We start from the raw sequence: 17,376 nt of genomic DNA on the forward strand, positions 1-17,376 counted from the left end.
TTCGCTTTTTCGGATGTGATTATGCGTGAAGTAAAGAGACAATGATCTCTTTCGGTCCAGATTCAAAACAGTGTTTGCCGGGTCTAAAAGTTCAGGAAGCAATGCGACGACCATTTCTGGTCGTCGCATGCCATAACAGGGTGAGTTAAAGCGACTTTTGTGCGTCCAAGAGGGCGTACAGCGCTCTAAATCCGCTTACTGAACGTTTGCGCCAACAACGCTGTCCCAGTTCTTGGTGATTTCTGCCTGAGCGGCTTCAATCTGTTCAAGAGTTGGGAAGATAGCCTTTTCATAGGCTTCTGCTGGTGGCAGCTTGTCGAGCAGTTCCTGTGGGATCTTGCCAGCCTTCGCCATCGCATTGAAGCGGATCGGGTGGCAGTAGCCCTTCAGATAGCCAAGCTGGCCTTCGTCAGAATACAGGTGTTCCATCCACAGCTTTGCAGCGTTTGGATGCGGTGCATAAGCGCTGATCGCCTGAACGTAAACGCCAGCAACAACACCCGACTTTGGAATTACGGTTTCGATTTCCGGGTTGCCCTTCAGGGTGTCACGGTCTGCGAGAGCGTTGTAATCCCAACGGATGACGATTGGGGTCGAACCCTGTGCCAGCGAAGCGGCCTTGCCGATGACTGGAACGAAGTTACCGTTGGCGTTGAGTTCCTTGTAGAATTCAAGGCCCTTCTTGCCAGCTTCGGCACCTGGTTCTGCACCGCGTGCGATGCCTGCAGCGTGAACGCCGAGGATTGCCTGTGCGGAAACGCGTGGATCACCAGCCAGAGCAACCGAATTTGCGTAATCGCTCTTGAGCAGGTCTTCCCAATCCTGTGGGACGTCCTTAACGATGTCCTTGTTCACTTCGAAACCAAGAACGCCGTAATAATCGCCGTACCAGTAACCTTCAGGGTCCTTGGCGCTGTCTGGAATTTCGTCCCAGGTTGCGACCTTGTAAGGCTGGATCAGGCCGTCTTTCTTGGCGGTGGTGCCGAAAGCAAAGCCAACGTCGATAACGTCAGGAGCCTGTGGGCCCTTGTTGTCCTTGTTTGCCTTGATGGCTTCAATTTCGTCGCCCGAACCAGCATCAGGGTTCAGTTCGTTGACCTTAAGGCCGTACTTGTCTTTGAAGCTCTGGATGATTTCGCCGTAGCCGCACCAGTCGTGTGGCAGCGCGATGGTGGTCAGCTGGCCTTCAGCCTTGGCTGCAGCGATGAGTTCAGCTGATGGTTCAGCAGCAGCAATAGAAACCCCGCCAACAGCGATTGCAGTCGAAAGCGACAGCAGACGCGCAGTAAATGCAAGCATTGTTTGACTCCCCTGTTAAAGTCGGGCGAACGCTCCCGGTCGATTCCAGTGTTCGCGCACTCCCGATAGCCGTCCTAGATGACGGTTGGATGACAGTTTGCTTAATGTCACAAAATGTCAACGACAGAAAGTGAAACACGTTTTCAGGGACTTAGCAATTGATCCATAAGGTTGAACTGCATTTTTATGACAATAAATATGACAAAGGTTTCGTCACTGTCACAATTTAAAAAGACGCTTTTCCCAAAACGACAGGAGTTTGCCTGCGCGCGGCAAATGGCGAGCAGGGCTCATTCAAACGAAAATTTATGAAATACTCGCGAAGCAGATTCGGTTTCGTATGAAATCGAATCTGGATGCTTTATACCAAAGCTCCATGAGTATGACTCACGGAGCTTTGGTTAAGCCCGAGTGGCGATTGAACTTTTCAAGGCGTGGATAGCGTCAGCATCTTCGCGCCTTGGTATTAGTGACCGCCGCCACCGCCTCCGGCGGCTTGCTTTGGCTTGCGTAACATCACGGCACAAGCTGCGAGCGTGCAGAACATCATCGTGAGAATGAAGAATACGTCGATGAAGGACATGAGTGTTGCCTGCTGGCGCACCATGCCCGACATTTTGGAGATGGCGATTGTCGCACCATCCAGACCGGCCGCATTATACTTCGCAGTCAGGTTCGCCAGCATCTGTTCGGCTTCCGAATTGCCCCAGCGCACATGCTCGGCCAGACGCTCATAATGCATATCGCTGCGACGCGTGAGAATGGTGTTGATCACAGCCAGACCGACAGCACCACCGAGATTTCGGGTCAGGTTGAAGAGACCGGAAGCGTTTTTCAGCAGCGCAGGTGGCAAGGTTCCAAGCGCCAGATTGTTGATCGGCACCATGCAGAGCATCAGCGAACAGCCGCGCAGGATCTGCGGCAGCAGAAGTTCATAGAAATCCCAGTCCGCAGTCAGACCTGTGACCATCCATGTACCGGCAGCAAAGCCAAGGAAGCCGATCATCATCATCAGGCGCGGGTCCATGCGCGTGGACAGGAAGCCTGCGAGCGGTGCAGTGAAGAACATGGCAAGGCCGCTGACAAACAGCGCTTCGCCGATCATCAGGGCGTCGTAGCCGCGTATGCTACTGAGAAACAGCGGATAAAGATAAGTGAGGCCATAAAGGCCGACACCCATCACGAATGAGAACAGTGAGCCGAAGGCGAAGTTGACATTCTTGAAGGCACGTAAGTCCACAATGGGTTCTTCGGCTGTGAACGCTCTGAAGAAGAAGAGAATGCCGCCTATAACCATCACGCCGCTCAGAATGAAGATCGCTTCATCCTGCAGCCAGTCGTTGCGCGGGCCTTCTTCAAGCACATATTCCATCGAGCCTAAGAAGGCTGCCATACCAGCGAGGCCCCACCAGTCGAATTTGCTCAGAAGCGAGCTGTCGCCTTCGTCGAAGTCGATGAGGTTCCATGCAGCGATTGTGACGAGGATGCCGGGGCCGACATTGACCAGGAACAGCCAGTGCCAGGAAAACGCGTGGCTGAGATAGCCGCCGACGGTCGGGCCGATGGTTGGTGCAAGCGTCGCGACAAGACCGATCATCGGTGAAACGATGGAGCGCTTGGATGGCGGGAAGATCGTGAATGCGGCCGCAAACACGCTCGGGATCATGCCGCCGCCGATAAAGCCCTGAATGGCACGATAGACGATCATCTGATCGATATTGGTCGCAGTCGCACAGAGCATGGAGGCAAGCGTGAAGCCCGCGGCGGAAACGGTAAACAACACACGGGTTGACACAAGGCGTCCGAGGAAGCCTGAGAGCGGAATCATGATGACTTCCGCAATCAGATAGGATGTCTGAACCCAGGAGATTTCGTCGGAGCTGGCGCTGAGGCCTGCCTGAATTTCAGACAGCGATGCTGACACAATCTGGATGTCCAGAATGGCCATAAACATGCCGAACACCATCGCAAGAAAGGCAATCGCCTTCTTGGGATCGATGCGATCTTCTGCGGGAGCCATAGGCCCCATCGTGGTGTTTGCAGCCATGAAGGCGCACTCCGAATAGGAAGAGGAAAGGGGCGCGAAAGCTGTTCGCCGCGCCACCACATATTCTAATGAGCCGTTTTCACGCGCATACCGAAAGCTGTTTCACAATTTTCGGTATGCGCCCTCAAACGCAATCGCTTCTTTAGTTAGCCCTTAATTGGCCTTGTCTTCCGGTGCGGTGCGGGTGTCCACATCGACCGTCACGCTGAGACCTGCACGGATTTTGCCGGAATCGAGCGCGTCCTGTGGGATCATGATACGAACCGGAACACGCTGAACGATCTTGGTGAAGTTACCCGTCGCATTTTCAGGTGGCAGCAGCGAGAACACAGCGCCCGATGCCGGAGCAACCGATGCGACCTTGCCTTCAAAGTAAGGGCCGTCGATGGCATCAACATAGATACGTGCGGTTTCGCCGGTTTTGATGTGGCCGAGCTGCGTTTCCTTGAAGTTGGCATCGATATAGAGCGCGTTCACAGGAACGAGCGCTGCAATCTTCTGGCCAGCCGAAACGAGATCGCCCTTCTTGCCGGAAAGATTGCCGACAACACCATAAAAAGGTGCGCGCAGGGTGGTGAAGTTGAGGTCGCGTGCAGCCTTGTCGCGGGCGAGCTCCAGCGAACGCATGGTGCTTTCCGCTTCCTTATACTGCGCATTCAGCACTTCGATATTCGCATTTGCCGAAGCGATCTGCGCATTCGAACCGGCAAGCTTTGCCTTGGCCTGATCGAGCGCTGACTGTGCGTTGTCGAGTTCGGACTGTGCAGAGAAGCGCGTATCATGCAGCTTCTGAATTCGGACCATGGTGCTTTCGGCGTTCTTCAGAACGGCCTGCGAAGCCTGTTCGTCGGCCTGCGCCTGCTGCAAACTCGCCTTTGAAGCGTCAACCTGCGCATTGATGCGTGCAAGTGTCTGTTTCTGCGTGTTGAGCTTGGCTTCCGCATCGTCGAGCGCGATCTGATAATCGCCAGCATCGAGCTGGAAGATCACATCGCCCGCTTTAACGTGCTGGTTAGCGACAACTGGAATGTTTTCGATATAGCCGGTGACTTTCGGTGCAATCGAAGCAATGTCGCCCTGCACATAAGCATCGTCCGTTGAAACCATGAAGCGGCCAACGGTCCACCAGTCATAACCATACCAAAGGCCGCCAGCAACAGCGGCAATAAGAATGCCCGGAAGCAGCACGCGCTTTCCGAAGCCTTTTTTCTTGCCGTCCTTTGCGTCAGCAGGCGAGGCGCTTGGTGCTGCCGTATCCGGAGCAGTCTGCGGAGCGGGCCGTTCACCCAAGGGTTCGGCGTTCACTCTGGACTGTTCTCCCTGACCAGCAGGTGTAGGGCCAGCAGGGGTAGGGAATGGACGGATATCAGCCGTATCAACAGACTTGGGGGCGGACATAAGGCAAACTTTCTGTATAACCGCTTCAACGAACCGCTTGGTTCGATGTTGACTTAGAGCAATAAGTTGCCCATATCAAGTGACATCGAACCGCTTGGTTCGAAAAAAATGCGAGTTTTGTACAATGAATCGTGAATACCGCATATGTGAAGGTGCTGATGTTGCTGCAGAAGGCAGCGACACTGACGCGTTCGTGTGCGAACCTGATGCGGAAAGTGGGCGTACACGCCTTGCCGCCGGACAAGATCCAATCAAGCGTCAGCAAATTCTTGAAGGCGCGCAGAACGTCTTTCTGCGTATGGGGTTTGACGCTGCCAGCATGAACGATATCACGCGTGAAGCTGGCGTGTCCAAGGGTACGATTTACGTTTACTTCAACAGCAAGGAAGATCTGTTCGTCGCTCTGTGCGAGCATTACCGCATGACGACTTTCAGCAAGATGGTCGCCAAGATCGACAAAGGTTTCTCCACGCGAGAAGAACTGGCTGACTTCGGTGTAACTCTGGTTACACTCATTACATCAACAACGGCGATCCGTGCGCAGCGCATCATTCTTGGGGTCAGTGAACGCAAGCCGGAATTGTCGGCCCGCTTTTATGAACGTGGTCCGAAGCGCAGCCATCTGATCATGGCGGACTTCCTGTCCCGAATGATTGAGGCAGGCGAGCTTGAACCGTTTGACCCACTGGAAAAGGCCTACCAGCTGACGGACCTGTTTCTGTCCGGTCTCTATCGACCACGCCTTTTTGGCGTCTTGAGTGAGCCGCCATCAGAAGAAACTATTATCAAGAATGTCGAAAACGCGCTCGACTTCTTCTTTAGGGCTTACGGAAGTAAATGCCGGAATGTTTCAAAACAGAACATTCCCCCTGAAAGCTAAGAAATAGTTTTGCGGAAATTTCATTGGTAACGTAATTTTCACTTGCAAGAGCCTTTTTTCGACACGGTTCTTGTGTGTAATACATAGCAATCAATTTATTGCGGGTTGCATAGCGGCCCATTTTTTATGTGACTGATAAGTGATTGAAGGCCCGACGAAGCCGATTCGCCACCGATATTTTGTGGCGCCAGATGAAGCTCGTTTCGTGCTTTATTACCAAGGATATTATACAATGACTCTCGACTTGATTCATTTTCCGAATTTTAAAAAGACCTTTTTTGGCACATCTTTTCAGGGCGACACATTGGCGCTTTTAACGCGTATCCGGGATGAAATCGGATGCCGTTATATTATGCATACCTATCGCGGGCGTATGGGTGATTGCACGAAGATAAACTCATCGGATCTGACAGTTGTGATGACGTTTCCTTCCAGCTGGGCGACGCGATACTCGACAAAGAACTATTTTGTCATTGATCCTATTTTTCAGGAGGACGCCCCGTATTTCCGGAATGACACAAGTGGCATCGTCCGTGATCTCAAGGAAGATGCGAATGCTTGCCCTGATATTGCAGAAATGATGCAGGATGCCGAAAAGCACGGCCTTGGTAATGTGTTTATCGCTGTTTCCGCACGCAATACAAACGGCGCGGCCGGCTGTACGTTGTTTTGTTTTGAACGGGGTGAAGACGAAGCGCGTGACCAGTTTATTTCCAAGATGCGCCCGCGCCTGCTCAGTGTTTCCGGCATCATTCACAACACATTGTGCGGTTGTGAGCAGACAAAGCCTGTAGCATCGCTTCTGACGCCGCGCGAAATCGACTGCTTACGTTGGGCCGCAAACGGCAAGACAGATGGTGAAATTGCTGAAATTCTCAGTATCGCCCGCTGGACAGTGGTGACCTACCTTCAGAATGCGAAGATCAAGCTCAATTGTTCGAACCGGACGTCCGCGGTAGCGACGGCGCTTTCACTCGGCATTATCGAAATGCCTGAAGTCGCTCATTTGATGTAATGCTGCAATTGATGATGAATTTTTAACACCGGATGCCACAAGCGTCCGGTGTTTTTGTGCTGGCTGTATCATTGCCAGCAAAAGTGCGAAGCGGTTTTGCGTTGGACAATGCGTAAAAACAAACAGTTACAGCGGTTCCAACGATTCAGTCTTAACTGGAACCGCTGCAATATAAAATTATGCTTTAAATATAAAGTGTTAGATCGACCTTTGTGCGCCCGGAAGGGCACACGGTGCTCTAAGCAGTTTTCCGCAATGGAAGTCGGGCACTGTCGATCGCGTCGATCAGTCGGGTCGTATTCTGCGCAGGATCATCATCCGGGTTTTCAAATACAATATGGCTGAGCTCAACGCTCGCCGTCTTGCCTGAAAGCGTCAGCCGGAAATAGGCATAAACACCCTTGTTGCGGAACTCCATGTCGAGAACGATGGAGGGGGCGCTGAACCAGTCGCAGTGAAATTCGCCACCATGGCCCAGTTCAAGCGTACCAGGGAAGAAATATAGTTCGGTCGCCGAAGCAACAATGTCGGCAATGTTTGCAAACAACTCGCAGCGGATGAAAGCGATATAATCGGCAGGATCAACCAGCCGAAGTTCAGCAACGACTTCGCGGATGTTTTCGGCAATGATTGCCTCGCGTTCGTTTGAGAATTGAAGGCTCTTCATCGTGTCACCGCCGATCGGTAAGAACAGACTGATAATATATTAGAATATTCTAAAGTCATCTGAAAACCTATCATCGTATAGCATGCCGGGCATTGATGACGCGGATCAGTTCGGCGACCGCTTTATAGAATTCAGGTGCGATCATCTGGTCGACATTCACCTGCTTATAGAGGGCGCGTGCCAATTGTACATCCTCAAATACTGGAATGGAATTTGCGGTCGCTATTTCTCTTATCTTGAGCGCGATGAGATCTTGTCCTTTTGCAACAACGATTGGCGCTGCATCTTCATTGGGTCGATAGCGTAGTGCTACAGAAAAATGGGTCGGATTTGCGACAATCAGCGTGGCAGTTGGAACTGCGTTGATCATGCGGCGCCGAGCGCGGTCTCGCCCCAGCGAGCGCAGGCGTGCTTTAACCAGTGGATCGCCTTCCGACTGCTTAAGCTCGTCCTTCACTTCCTGCTTGGTCATGCGCAGTTCCTGCTTCCAGTGAATGCGCGACCATGCGAGGTCGAAGCCGGCAATCGCGGTGATCGCGAGGACATTGGCCACCAGAAGCCGCACCAGATTTTCACGCAGAAACTCGGGTAATGCACTCGGGTCGGTCGCTACCGCTTCGGTGAAGAGATTGTTGCCTTTGAAGAAAACAAAGAACACGATCACGCTTGCGGCAATGAATTTCGCCAATGATTTGAGAAACTCGACCTGACCGGCGCGACCGAAAATGCGCGACCAGCCTTTGAGCAGGGAAATGCGCGATGCTTGTGGGCGAATACGCTCACCGACAAATCGCGGCGCATTCTGGAAGGCGGATGCAGCAATTCCTGCAAGCGGAATGATGATGAAGACCGGAATGAGAGCTGCACCGACAGACAGCGCCAGAATGCCAAACAGATGGCTTGCATCTTCTGCGCTGTTAAGGGTCCAATCTTCCGGGCGGTCCATCAGTTCGCGCAAGAAGACAGCCAGTTTGGTTGTTGCGGGTGCCGCGACGAAGACTGCAATCACCAGAAAGGACGCGATACCAGCGAGGATCGGCGTTTCGCGAGAGAAGGGCATGTTACCCTTGTCCAATGCGTCGCGGATCTTCTTCTCGGTCGCGTCCTCGGTTTTGCTCTCTTTATCGGTATCGTCGGACATATGTCACACGCAAGATTAGAGCGCATCCCGAAAAGTGTGCAACGGTTTTCGGACAAGGATGCGCGTTAAAACAGATGATCAGAGCGCCGATTTGATCCAATCAGATTGGCGCTCTAATTCGGGTCTTCGCCTGAATCGAGGGTGATGATACCGCGCTCTGAAAGATCGATGGCGATGCGTGCAATTGCGCGCCGTGCGTCTGCGATGTTCTGGCTGGTGATGTTGCCTTGTTCGGCTGCCAGTTCGCTTTCGACCATGCGGCGACCGCGCGTGGAAAGCGAGGACAGCACCATTTCCTGAAGCGACGCATCGGCACCCCGCAAAGCGGTTGCGATCTGTTCGGTCTGGACTTCATCAAACAGCAGAAGACGGGCACGCTGCGAGAGGCGTTCAACATCTTCAAAGTTGAAGAGCTTCGCCTTGATGCGCGCGATGTCGTCCTGGCTGAGATCTTTGAGGCTCGACATGAGCTCTTCCATCTCCTGCCGGTCGAGCTGGTTGAAGATGTTGGCGATCTGTCCGTGATGGGCTTTGACCGGGCCTGCATCGCTGCGGCCAAGCAGATCGCGACGCAATACATCTTCCAGAAGATCGGCTGCAGCTGGCGCAACATTGCCAATATGCAGCGAGCGCTGCACGACGGCACTGCGCAGCTGTGGCGGCAGGCCTACAAACATGCGGGCGGCGAGATCCGACGGCAGTTTGGAGACGATATAGGCGATGATCTGTGGATGCTGATCGGCGAGATAGGCCTGCAGGCTCTCGACCGGCAGTCTCGCAAGCTGTACCCAGACGGATTCCTGAACGAGCTGCGGCTGAACGCGCTCTTCAAACACGGCATCGGCTTCGTCTTGTGGCAAGGCTTCGCGCAGCAGTCCTTCAAAGCGCTGTGCTGCTTCTGAAACGGGCGCGCCTTCGGCGAATGAATCTTCGAACTGCTTCACCAGATGTTCAAAATCGAGCGGAGAAATGGGTTCAAGCGTGCGGGCATGGCCTGCAAGCTTCCGCAAATCTTCGGCGTTGAAGTGTTTGAGCAGCCGTGAGGCGGAAGGGCGGCCGATTGCGACGAGGATCGCAGCCGCTTTCTGCGGACCGGAAAGAGTGTCAATCACTCCGCTTACGCTGTCATCGAGAGGCTTCTGCGATTCATTATCGGCCATGGTCGATCCGTTACTTACCGATGATTTCGGTGAGGCTGACGCCGAAGCGGGAGGAATCGTCTTCAAGAACGATCACTTCACCGCGCGCAATCACACGTCCATTGACGACGATATCGACCGGATCACCGATCTGCTTGTCGAGGGTGATAACAGCACCGCGACCAAGCTTCATCAGATTGGCAACAGGCATGGTCGTTCCGCCCAGCACGACCTGCACGTCGACCGGGATGCCCATGATGAGCTCGAGATTAGGCTTCGCTGCGCCTGTCTTTGCAGCGCGCGGCTTATCTTCCTGCAATTCTTCGATTGCCTCGTTGAGCTCATGCTGCATGTCTTCATCCTTGCTTTTCTTGCTCATGCCTGCCCCGCAATTTCAACGGTCGCCTTCTTGACGGCGCGACGTACGAAGACAGGTAGTGCGTTCTTTTCTTTTGGCGCAGGCTCGCTTACGGGAGCGAAAGCCTGCTCCTCAATACGGGCGACTGTTGCCGTAACATTGCGTGCCTGACGCACATCACGGGAAAGAGCCTTGCGCACGCGGTTCAGCTCCTCAATCGCTTCGTCCATTTCCCGACGAACGCGGGCGGTTTCAGCGAGACGGGCTTCAAGGCGGACGGTTTCATCTGCAAGATCGGTGCGCTGGTTCTGCAAAGATTTTGCAACGCGCTCCAGACCGTTGGAAGCCGCAGCCACGCGAAGCGTCAGCAGCTTGCCGAGCTTGATCGTCTCATTGGCCTTGCGCCCGACGATGATGAGCGCACCAAGCGAGCCGAGAGCCATCAGCGTGGAAAGTATGTTAGCCAGCAACAAGCTCATCGATGAGATCCTCTTCCTGATTGACCGGATCGCCAACCTTGACTGTAAAGTGAATGCCGGACTTGCCGAGCGTGCATTTGAAAAGCTGCTGATCACCGGCGCGCAGACGTACCTGTTCCATGGCGTCCATCGGGAGCTTCAGAACCTGACCAATTTCAAGCTTTGAAAGAGCGTCGAGCGTCAGGCTCCCCTGCTGGATGAAGGCTTCAAGCTCGATCCGTGCGCGGCTGACTTCGCTGCGCATTCTTTTGCTCCAGGCAGGATCTGCCTGATCCATCGGACGGCGCAGGAATGCAGCCACGGCATCTTGCATTGGCTTGTGCGTGCTGCGGGGCAGAAGAAGATGCACGGCCCCTGTCTTGCCTGCCGCGACCACATCGATCCGGCAAACGAAGAGGCGTGAGCGCTCGAATTCCTCGCTGTTGAACTCAGCCGCGTCTGCACATTCGCCAGCAGCAAACAGCGCCTGGGCGTTGTTTGAGAAAACCTGATCAAGCGCTGCTGCCATGTGGGATGTCAACAGGCTCGATATTTTGCGCTCCAGCATACCGAAAGGGCGTTCCAGATCGAAGCTTCCGAGATTTCCCTGTGCGCCAAACATGGCTTCAATCATGGAAAATACCAGTGTTGCATCGGCGGTTACATAGAGCGTGCAACCCCAGCGATCGGCTTTAAGCGGCGCGATAATCGCAGCCTTGTCCATGATGGCATTGAATGCTGCATCGTCCGCAGCCTCAACCTGGCCTGCTTCCGCATCAAATGCAGCAGCACTGCCCTGTTTGAGACGACCGCAAAAATGCGCGGATGCATCCTTGAACACATGCGCAAGCGACTTCAGATCGTCGCCCGACAATCCTGCCGCCCGCAACAGATTTTCAGCGAGCACGTCGTTTTTGCGGTTCTGGCCCAGTGTGGTCATATCAGGCTGCCTGCTGGATCGGCGTTGTCGCCATGGTTTCCTGCTCAACGACGTCGATGCTTGGACGTTCATAAGCGGAGATCGTCTTGCGGCCGTATTCGACGGCGATCTGCGGCAGCGAACCGTTCATATATGCAAGCAGGGTCTGCTTGACGACGGTGTAAAGACGGTTGTTCTTGTCACGCGTCGACTTGATCTTGGTAGCAATCGGACCAACGACACCATAGGAAAAGAAGATACCTGCGAAAGTACCAACAAGGGCCGCACCAATCAGATGGCCGAGCACTTCCGGGGACTGGTTGAGCGCACCCATCGCTTTAATAACACCAAGAACAGCGGCGACGATGCCGAGGGCAGGCAGCGCTTCGGAAATGCTGACCATCGCCTGATAAGGCTTGAGCTTGTCGCGTGAAAGGGTGTGGATTTCTTCATCCATAAGCGCTTCGATTTCATGCGAACGAACATTGCCAACGATGATGAGGCGGCAATAATCGCAGATGAAGTGGATGAGGTCGTCTTTCTTCAGGATGCTTGGATAGGCCTGAAAGATCGGCGATTCCTTGGGGTTGTCGATATGGACTTCCACCTCGTTGCGCGACTTGGCGCGCAGCTCACGCATCAGGCTATAAAGCAATCCGAGAAGATCGAGATAATCACGCTGCTTGGGCACTGCATTGGTAAAGGCCTCAACGCACGCTTTGCCCGTATCTTTCACAAGTGAAAACGGGTTGGCGATGAAGAATGTGCCAAGGGCTGCGCCCAGAATAATGACGAATTCCCACGGCTGAACAAGCACGCCGACGTGACCGCCCATGGCGATGAAACCGCCGAGCATACAGCCCAGTGTGATGGCGAGGCCGATGAGAATACCCAAAGCGCAAGACTCCCGTTGGTTCGAAGTTATTCTTACACTGTAGGGAATGCGCCTTGCGCGAAGCTTGTCACATGGCGCTTCAGCATAATTCCTTAAACTTAAATCAGTTTAAGGTAAAATTATGCTGCAAATATAAAGTGTTAGAGCGCGTTTGGGTCTGATTGGATCAGGGTGGTGCTCAAATCATTTGTTTTAACGCGTCTTGTTCCGAAAACCGTTTCGCCCTTTTGGGGATGCGCTCCAAAATGCATCAGCTTCGGACAAGCTTGAGACCGCATAAAGGGTGTGAAAAATCGCAGGGGGTTCTCGCATGGTCAACACGATGATGAGTTATCGGCTGATCGCGTCCGATATGACGCGGTCGTTGCAGCGCGTTTCGAAGGAACCGCTGGTCGAGCGAGAAACCGCCTATTACAAAGAGAATATCGGCAAGGTGAAATCCATTGATGATTTCATGTCCGATACGCGGCTTTATAACTACGCCATGAAGGCATTCGGCCTGGAAGACATGGCCTATGCCAAGGCATTCGTTCGCAAGATCCTGACCGAAGGCGTCAAAGATGATGACGCGATGGCAAACAAGCTGACCGACAAGCGGTATAAAGAATTTGCGACGACATTCGATTTTGCAGGCAAGGGTGAAAAAGCCACCGAAAGCACGGCTGCCCAGCAAGGTGTGATGGATAAATATATCCGTCAGACACTGGAGACCGAGGCTGGCAGCCAGAACGAGGGTGTCCGTCTGGCGCTCTATTTCGAACGCAAGGCATCCACCATTACCAATGCATACGAAATCCTTGGCGATAAAGCTTTGCTGACCGTTATGCAGACAACGTTTGGCTGGCCCTCGGTGATGTCGAATGCTGACATCGACAAGCAGGCCAAGATGATCGAGGCCAAGGTCGATTTCTCGAAAATGTCAGACCCTGACTATGTATCGAAGATGATCTCGCGTTTCACAGCCATGTACGAAATGAACAATCCAACCACGAGCAGCCCGGCATCAATCGCCTCGCTGTTGCTCGGTGGCACGTCGTCGGTCGGCATATCGTCGAGCATTCTGACCACTTTGCAGAACTTCAAGCCGGGCGGACGCTGATCGATGCAGAATAATTCCATCTATGTAGGCCTGTCTTCCCTCGTCACACTTGAACGGCGGATGGATGCCATTGCGCATAATGTGGCAAATATTTCGACGCCGGGCTTTCGCGGCGAAGGCACGAAATTCAATACAATCGTCTCGAACAAGGCCAGCGAAGACGTGAACTTCGCGACCGCAGGCAAGAGCTATATTCGCACAGAAGCAGGCTCAATGCTGGAAACCGGCAATCCTTTTGATGTTGCCGTTAAGGGCGATGCCTGGATGTCGGTCAACACCCCGCAGGGTGTTGTCTATACCCGCGACGGCCGCATGAAGATGATGCCAACCGGCGAACTTGTGTCTGTCACAGGCAATTCGGTTCTGGATGTGGGCGGTGCGCCTATCGTTCTCAATCCGGATGGTGGCGCGCCGAAGATTTCCAGTGACGGTGCGGTCTACCAGAACGGCGCACAGATCGGTGCAATTGGCCTGTTCTCGATCCCAGCAGATGCCGATCTCAGCTATGCAGGCAATTCCGGTGTCGTGCCAAGCAAGCCTGCACAGGCTGTCGTTGACGATATGAGTGTCGGCGTTGTGCAGGGGATGATCGAAGGTTCCAATGTTGATGGCATGACGGAAATGACCCGTCTGATCAGCGTCAGCCGGGCTTTTGAGCAGGTCAATAATCTGCTTTCACAACAGGAAAGTACAGTGGCTGAAGCCATCAGGACGCTGGGCTCCAAAAACGGATGACGCCTGATTTACCGCTCGCGCGGCTCGCCGCCTTTGCACGCCAACAATCGATAGCGCCAAAGTCTCTGACAGGTATTGGCGGTACGGTGAGCGATGTGTCGCGTTCGGCGATTGCGGTACGGGGTCTGTCGCGCAATGCGCGTTTGGGTGATGCGGTGGCTATCCGCGCCGACAGTGGTCAGAGCCTAGCCGAGATCATTCGTGTGGCTGATCATCAGGTGCTCGTGAAGCCGTTCGATGATCGCATAATTCCATCACTTGGCGCCGCTGTTTTTGAAGAAGGCCCGCTTCGCATTCGACCTGCGCCGGAATGGCGTGGCAGGGTCATCAATGCATTGGGTGAGGCGGTGGATGGAAAAGGCGCATTGCAACCCGGTTTGCGCCCCATGGCATCGGAAAACCTTGCGCCAGCCGCCTTGCGACGCGCACGCGTGGATCGCGGATTGCGGACCGGCGTCAATGTCATCGATATTTTCACGCCGCTCTGTTTTGGGCAGCGTATCGGCATTTTTGCAGGCTCAGGTGTTGGCAAATCCACCTTGCTCGCCATGATGACCCGCGCTGCCGATTTCGATACCGTCGTTCTGGCGCTGACCGGTGAACGCGGTCGCGAAGTGCGTGAGATGCTCGAAGAAACCATGGCGGGGCATCTCGATAAAACGGTAACGGTGGTTGCGACGGGCGACGAAAGCCCGATGATGCGCCGCCTTGCTCCCAATACTGCAACAGCAATTGCCGAATATTTCCGCGATCTTGGACAGAATGTCCTGCTGATTGTGGATTCCGTCACACGTTTTGCTCATGCTGCGCGCGAGGTGGCTATTGCTGCGGAAGAACCGCCGGTATCGCGGGGTTATCCGCCAAGTGTGTTCAGTCAGTTACCGCGTTTGCTTGAGCGCGCCGGCCCCGGCATTACCGAGGCGGGGGGCAGTATCACGGGCATTTATTCGGTGCTGGTCGATGGCGACGATCACAATGATCCGGTCTCCGATACCATTCGCGGTACGCTCGATGGGCATATTGTTCTTGATCGCGCAATTGCAGCTCAGGGACGTTTTCCGGCGGTCGATATTCCTGCATCGGTTTCACGTCTGGCAAAACATAACTGGACACCAGAACAGCGCAAACTTGCCACTCAGCTGCGCAGTATGGTTGCCCGTTTTGAAGAGACGCGCGATCTGCGTGCGATTGGCGCCTATCAGAAGGGCAATGACGGATTGCTGGATCAGGCTGTCGATTTTGTTCCGCGCATTTATGATGCGCTGCAGCAGTCGCCCGAGACAGGCCTGTCGGCTGACCCTTATCACGATCTTGCCGCGGCACTGCGCGGGGAAAAACAGGCATGAAGAACATGAAGACGGGTTCGCGCAAAACCATGGAAGAGGCCATTCTCGCTGATCTGGCAGCAGAGGTGGAAGCCGCGACTGTGAGCGAAACCAAAAAGCCGCAAAGTCAAGTTGACCGCTATCTCAAGATTGCAGCAATCACACTTGCTGTTGGCTGTGCGATGCTTCCCTTCGTCACCTATTTGCAACGTGTCGATCTGAGCCCGGATAAGAAGGCCGACAGCAAGATTGTTGATCCGCTTGACCGCTCCGAGCAGAAGACCGTGCGTCATTTTCCGTCCTTTCGCCCGAATGATCAGGTCGCCCCGAGTGAGGATATCGACACCACCACGACTGGTTCGGTCATGTCGAACGGCAAAGGCTTGCCGGGAACAGGCGCGGGTAATGGCGGTGAAGGCGGCGAGGGGCAGGCATTGCCAAAACCGGTATTCGCATTGCGCGAAGTGGTCGGCGGTATGGCGATGATCGAAGATACGTCGGGCTATTGGTTCGTCGAAAAGGGGTCGCTCCTGCCCGACGGCAGCCATCTGGTTTCTATCGGTCGCGGCAATCAGGCCGGTACGTGGAAGCTGACGACATCATCCGGCGATGTGATTGAAATGCGCAGATGAGGCCATGAGCTGGTCTTTATGAAGCTTGCGTCAGTCCGGCTTGCAAACAGTTTGGTTCATTTTTCAGAATCAAAACCACTGCTAATATAAGTATCTGATTTAAATATATTTTATGAGCGTTATCCGCATCTTGGAATGCTCTGCCCTTGCCAAACCTTGCTCCACGCAAGCTTGACGCAAGTTCCGACCTTTAAGTTAACGAACTATAAAGGCGGGATACTCAATGAGCTCCATTCATCTTTTCGATCTGGCTGCAAGGCAGGCGCAGTGGTTGTCGGTACGACAGGCCACGGTTGCGGGCAATGTCGCCAATGCGAATACGCCAGATTTCCGGGCGCGCGACGTTCAGCCCTTCGCTGATGTGCTGGACAAGACCCAGCTCACCATGGCTGCAACAAGCCCGCAGCATCTGGAAGTCGAGGCGAATGGCATCGCAGGCGCCCGGCTGCGCCCGGAGGATATCACCGAGCAGACCCATTCGGGCAATACGGTCGATGTCGAGCGGGAAATGATGAAGGCGGGCGAGATTTCGCGTGAATATTCGCTCAACACAAGCATCGTCAAAGCGTTTCACCGCATGATGTTGTCTGTGGCGAAAGGGTAAGCCATGTCGGATGCATTGCAAAATACCCTCAAGATTGCAGCGTCGGGGCTTTCGGCTCAGTCGACCCGTTTGCGCATCGTTTCTGAAAACCTCGCCAATGCGCAGGCGACTGCCAAGACTGCCGATGCCGATCCTTACCGCCGCAAGACTGTATCCTTCCGCACGGAAGTCGAGCAGGGCACGGGCGCTGCCGAAGTCCGAGTTGCTGAAGTCGGCAAGGATACCTCGGCCTTTATCGAACAATATGACCCAAGCCATCCGGCAGCGGATGCGCGTGGCTATGTGAAATATCCAAACGTCAACATGGTCGTCGAGATGGCGGACATGCGTGAAGCCAACCGTTCTTACGAAGCCAATTTGCAGGTCGTCAAACAGGCCCGCGAGCTGATTTCAATGACCATCGATCTCCTGAGGAGCACATAATGTACGACTCAATCATGAGTGTTTCGGCGCGCAACGCCCTGTCGCGTCTTTCTGAAACGGTTGCTGAAAAGAGCGTCGGCTCGACCTCGGCTCCGCAGGCTATTCCAACGACGCCCGGCGCGTCCTTCGGGGAAGTGCTGTCGCAGATGACGGATTCCGTTGGTCAGAAGCTGCAGGCAGCGGAAGCCAACTCGATCCAGGGCATCAAAGGCGATGCACCGCTGCGTGATGTGGTCAGTTCCGTCATGGAGGCTGAGCAGTCGCTTCAGACGGCAATCGCGATCCGCGACAAGATCGTGCAGGCCTATCTCGAAATCAGCCGTATGCCGGTCTGAGTGCTCT

At 54.1% G+C, this 17,376-nt stretch carries 19 protein-coding genes; 9 read left to right on the plus strand and 10 right to left on the minus strand.

Annotation, left to right across the window (positions count from 1 at the left end; genetic code table 11):
- Window positions 1-195: 195 nt before the first annotated feature.
- The 3 genes from RT142_RS16430 to RT142_RS16440 form a co-directional block, all read right to left on the minus strand.
- Complete coding sequence (locus RT142_RS16430) at window positions 196-1,299, minus strand: ABC transporter substrate-binding protein (protein ID WP_007877085.1); 1,104 nt, start codon at window positions 1,297-1,299, stop codon at window positions 196-198.
- 466 nt (window positions 1,300-1,765) lie between these two features.
- Window positions 1,766-3,346: a DHA2 family efflux MFS transporter permease subunit gene (locus tag RT142_RS16435; protein ID WP_064321424.1), complete on the minus strand. Its 1,581-nt coding sequence runs from the start codon at window positions 3,344-3,346 to the stop codon at window positions 1,766-1,768.
- A 153-nt stretch (window positions 3,347-3,499) separates the two neighbouring features.
- The gene (locus tag RT142_RS16440; RefSeq protein WP_313030010.1) at window positions 3,500-4,744 is read right to left on the minus strand and encodes an HlyD family secretion protein; all 1,245 of its coding nucleotides are present in this window, start codon (window positions 4,742-4,744) and stop codon (window positions 3,500-3,502) included.
- A 124-nt stretch (window positions 4,745-4,868) separates the two neighbouring features.
- On the opposite strand from RT142_RS16440, the gene RT142_RS16445 reads away from it, so the two are divergent.
- Both RT142_RS16445 and RT142_RS16450 read left to right on the plus strand, forming a co-directional pair.
- Window positions 4,869-5,624: a TetR/AcrR family transcriptional regulator gene (locus RT142_RS16445; RefSeq protein WP_200638422.1), complete on the plus strand. Its 756-nt coding sequence runs from the start codon at window positions 4,869-4,871 to the stop codon at window positions 5,622-5,624.
- Between the two features lie 232 nt (window positions 5,625-5,856).
- A complete protein-coding gene (locus tag RT142_RS16450) occupies window positions 5,857-6,639 on the plus strand; it encodes a helix-turn-helix transcriptional regulator (protein ID WP_007877079.1) in 783 nt (260 codons plus the stop codon).
- 238 nt (window positions 6,640-6,877) lie between these two features.
- Here RT142_RS16450 and RT142_RS16455 read toward each other — a convergent pair whose 3' ends face one another.
- The 7 genes from RT142_RS16455 to motA form a co-directional block, all read right to left on the minus strand.
- Entirely contained in the window at window positions 6,878-7,306 is a 429-nt protein-coding gene (locus RT142_RS16455; protein ID WP_007877078.1) for a hypothetical protein, read from the minus strand.
- Window positions 7,307-7,376: 70 nt separating this feature from the next.
- On the minus strand, window positions 7,377-8,447 hold the full coding sequence (flhB, locus tag RT142_RS16460; RefSeq protein ID WP_064321426.1) for a flagellar type III secretion system protein FlhB: 1,071 nt from the start codon (window positions 8,445-8,447) through the stop codon (window positions 7,377-7,379).
- 113 nt (window positions 8,448-8,560) lie between these two features.
- A complete protein-coding gene (locus RT142_RS16465; RefSeq protein ID WP_112814607.1) occupies window positions 8,561-9,607 on the minus strand; it encodes a flagellar motor switch protein FliG in 1,047 nt (348 codons plus the stop codon).
- Between the two features lie 10 nt (window positions 9,608-9,617).
- Window positions 9,618-9,965, minus strand: coding sequence for a flagellar motor switch protein FliN (gene fliN, locus RT142_RS16470; protein ID WP_039860233.1), 348 nt, complete (start codon window positions 9,963-9,965; stop codon window positions 9,618-9,620).
- Window positions 9,962-10,423, minus strand: a complete 462-nt coding sequence (locus RT142_RS16475) for a BAB2_0123 family type IV secretion system effector (RefSeq protein ID WP_007877072.1) — start codon at window positions 10,421-10,423, stop codon at window positions 9,962-9,964. The genes fliN and RT142_RS16475 overlap by 4 nt, the downstream gene beginning before the upstream one ends.
- A complete protein-coding gene (locus RT142_RS16480) occupies window positions 10,404-11,342 on the minus strand; it encodes a FliM/FliN family flagellar motor switch protein (protein WP_113159596.1) in 939 nt (312 codons plus the stop codon). The genes RT142_RS16475 and RT142_RS16480 overlap by 20 nt, the downstream gene beginning before the upstream one ends.
- Before the next feature lies 1 nt (window position 11,343).
- Window positions 11,344-12,216, minus strand: a complete 873-nt coding sequence (gene motA, locus RT142_RS16485; protein ID WP_064321429.1) for a flagellar motor stator protein MotA — start codon at window positions 12,214-12,216, stop codon at window positions 11,344-11,346.
- 310 nt (window positions 12,217-12,526) lie between these two features.
- On the opposite strand from motA, the gene RT142_RS16490 reads away from it, so the two are divergent.
- The 7 genes from RT142_RS16490 to RT142_RS16520 all read left to right on the plus strand — a co-directional run bounded on the left by RT142_RS16490 (window position 12,527) and on the right by RT142_RS16520 (window position 17,369).
- Window positions 12,527-13,315, plus strand: coding sequence for a DUF1217 domain-containing protein (locus RT142_RS16490; protein ID WP_064321430.1), 789 nt, complete (start codon window positions 12,527-12,529; stop codon window positions 13,313-13,315).
- Between the two features lie 3 nt (window positions 13,316-13,318).
- Window positions 13,319-14,050, plus strand: coding sequence for a flagellar basal-body rod protein FlgF (gene flgF, locus RT142_RS16495; protein WP_064321431.1), 732 nt, complete (start codon window positions 13,319-13,321; stop codon window positions 14,048-14,050).
- Window positions 14,047-15,396, plus strand: a complete 1,350-nt coding sequence (fliI, locus tag RT142_RS16500) for a flagellar protein export ATPase FliI (protein ID WP_007877065.1) — start codon at window positions 14,047-14,049, stop codon at window positions 15,394-15,396. Before flgF ends, fliI begins: the two co-directional genes overlap by 4 nt.
- Window positions 15,397-15,401: 5 nt before the next feature.
- Window positions 15,402-16,007 (plus strand): hypothetical protein, encoded by a 606-nt coding sequence (locus tag RT142_RS16505; protein ID WP_039860274.1) that lies wholly within the window; start codon window positions 15,402-15,404, stop codon window positions 16,005-16,007.
- Between the two features lie 223 nt (window positions 16,008-16,230).
- Window positions 16,231-16,611, plus strand: coding sequence for a flagellar basal body rod protein FlgB (gene flgB / locus RT142_RS16510; RefSeq protein ID WP_007877061.1), 381 nt, complete (start codon window positions 16,231-16,233; stop codon window positions 16,609-16,611).
- A 3-nt stretch (window positions 16,612-16,614) separates the two neighbouring features.
- Entirely contained in the window at window positions 16,615-17,034 is a 420-nt protein-coding gene (flgC, locus tag RT142_RS16515) for a flagellar basal body rod protein FlgC (RefSeq protein ID WP_007877060.1), read from the plus strand.
- Entirely contained in the window at window positions 17,034-17,369 is a 336-nt protein-coding gene (locus RT142_RS16520; protein WP_007877059.1) for a flagellar hook-basal body complex protein FliE, read from the plus strand. Before flgC ends, RT142_RS16520 begins: the two co-directional genes overlap by 1 nt.
- Window positions 17,370-17,376: the final 7 nt, after the last annotated feature.

Source organism: Brucella sp., from assembly GCF_032066345.1.
Lineage (GTDB): Bacteria > Pseudomonadota > Alphaproteobacteria > Rhizobiales > Rhizobiaceae > Brucella > Brucella pseudogrignonensis.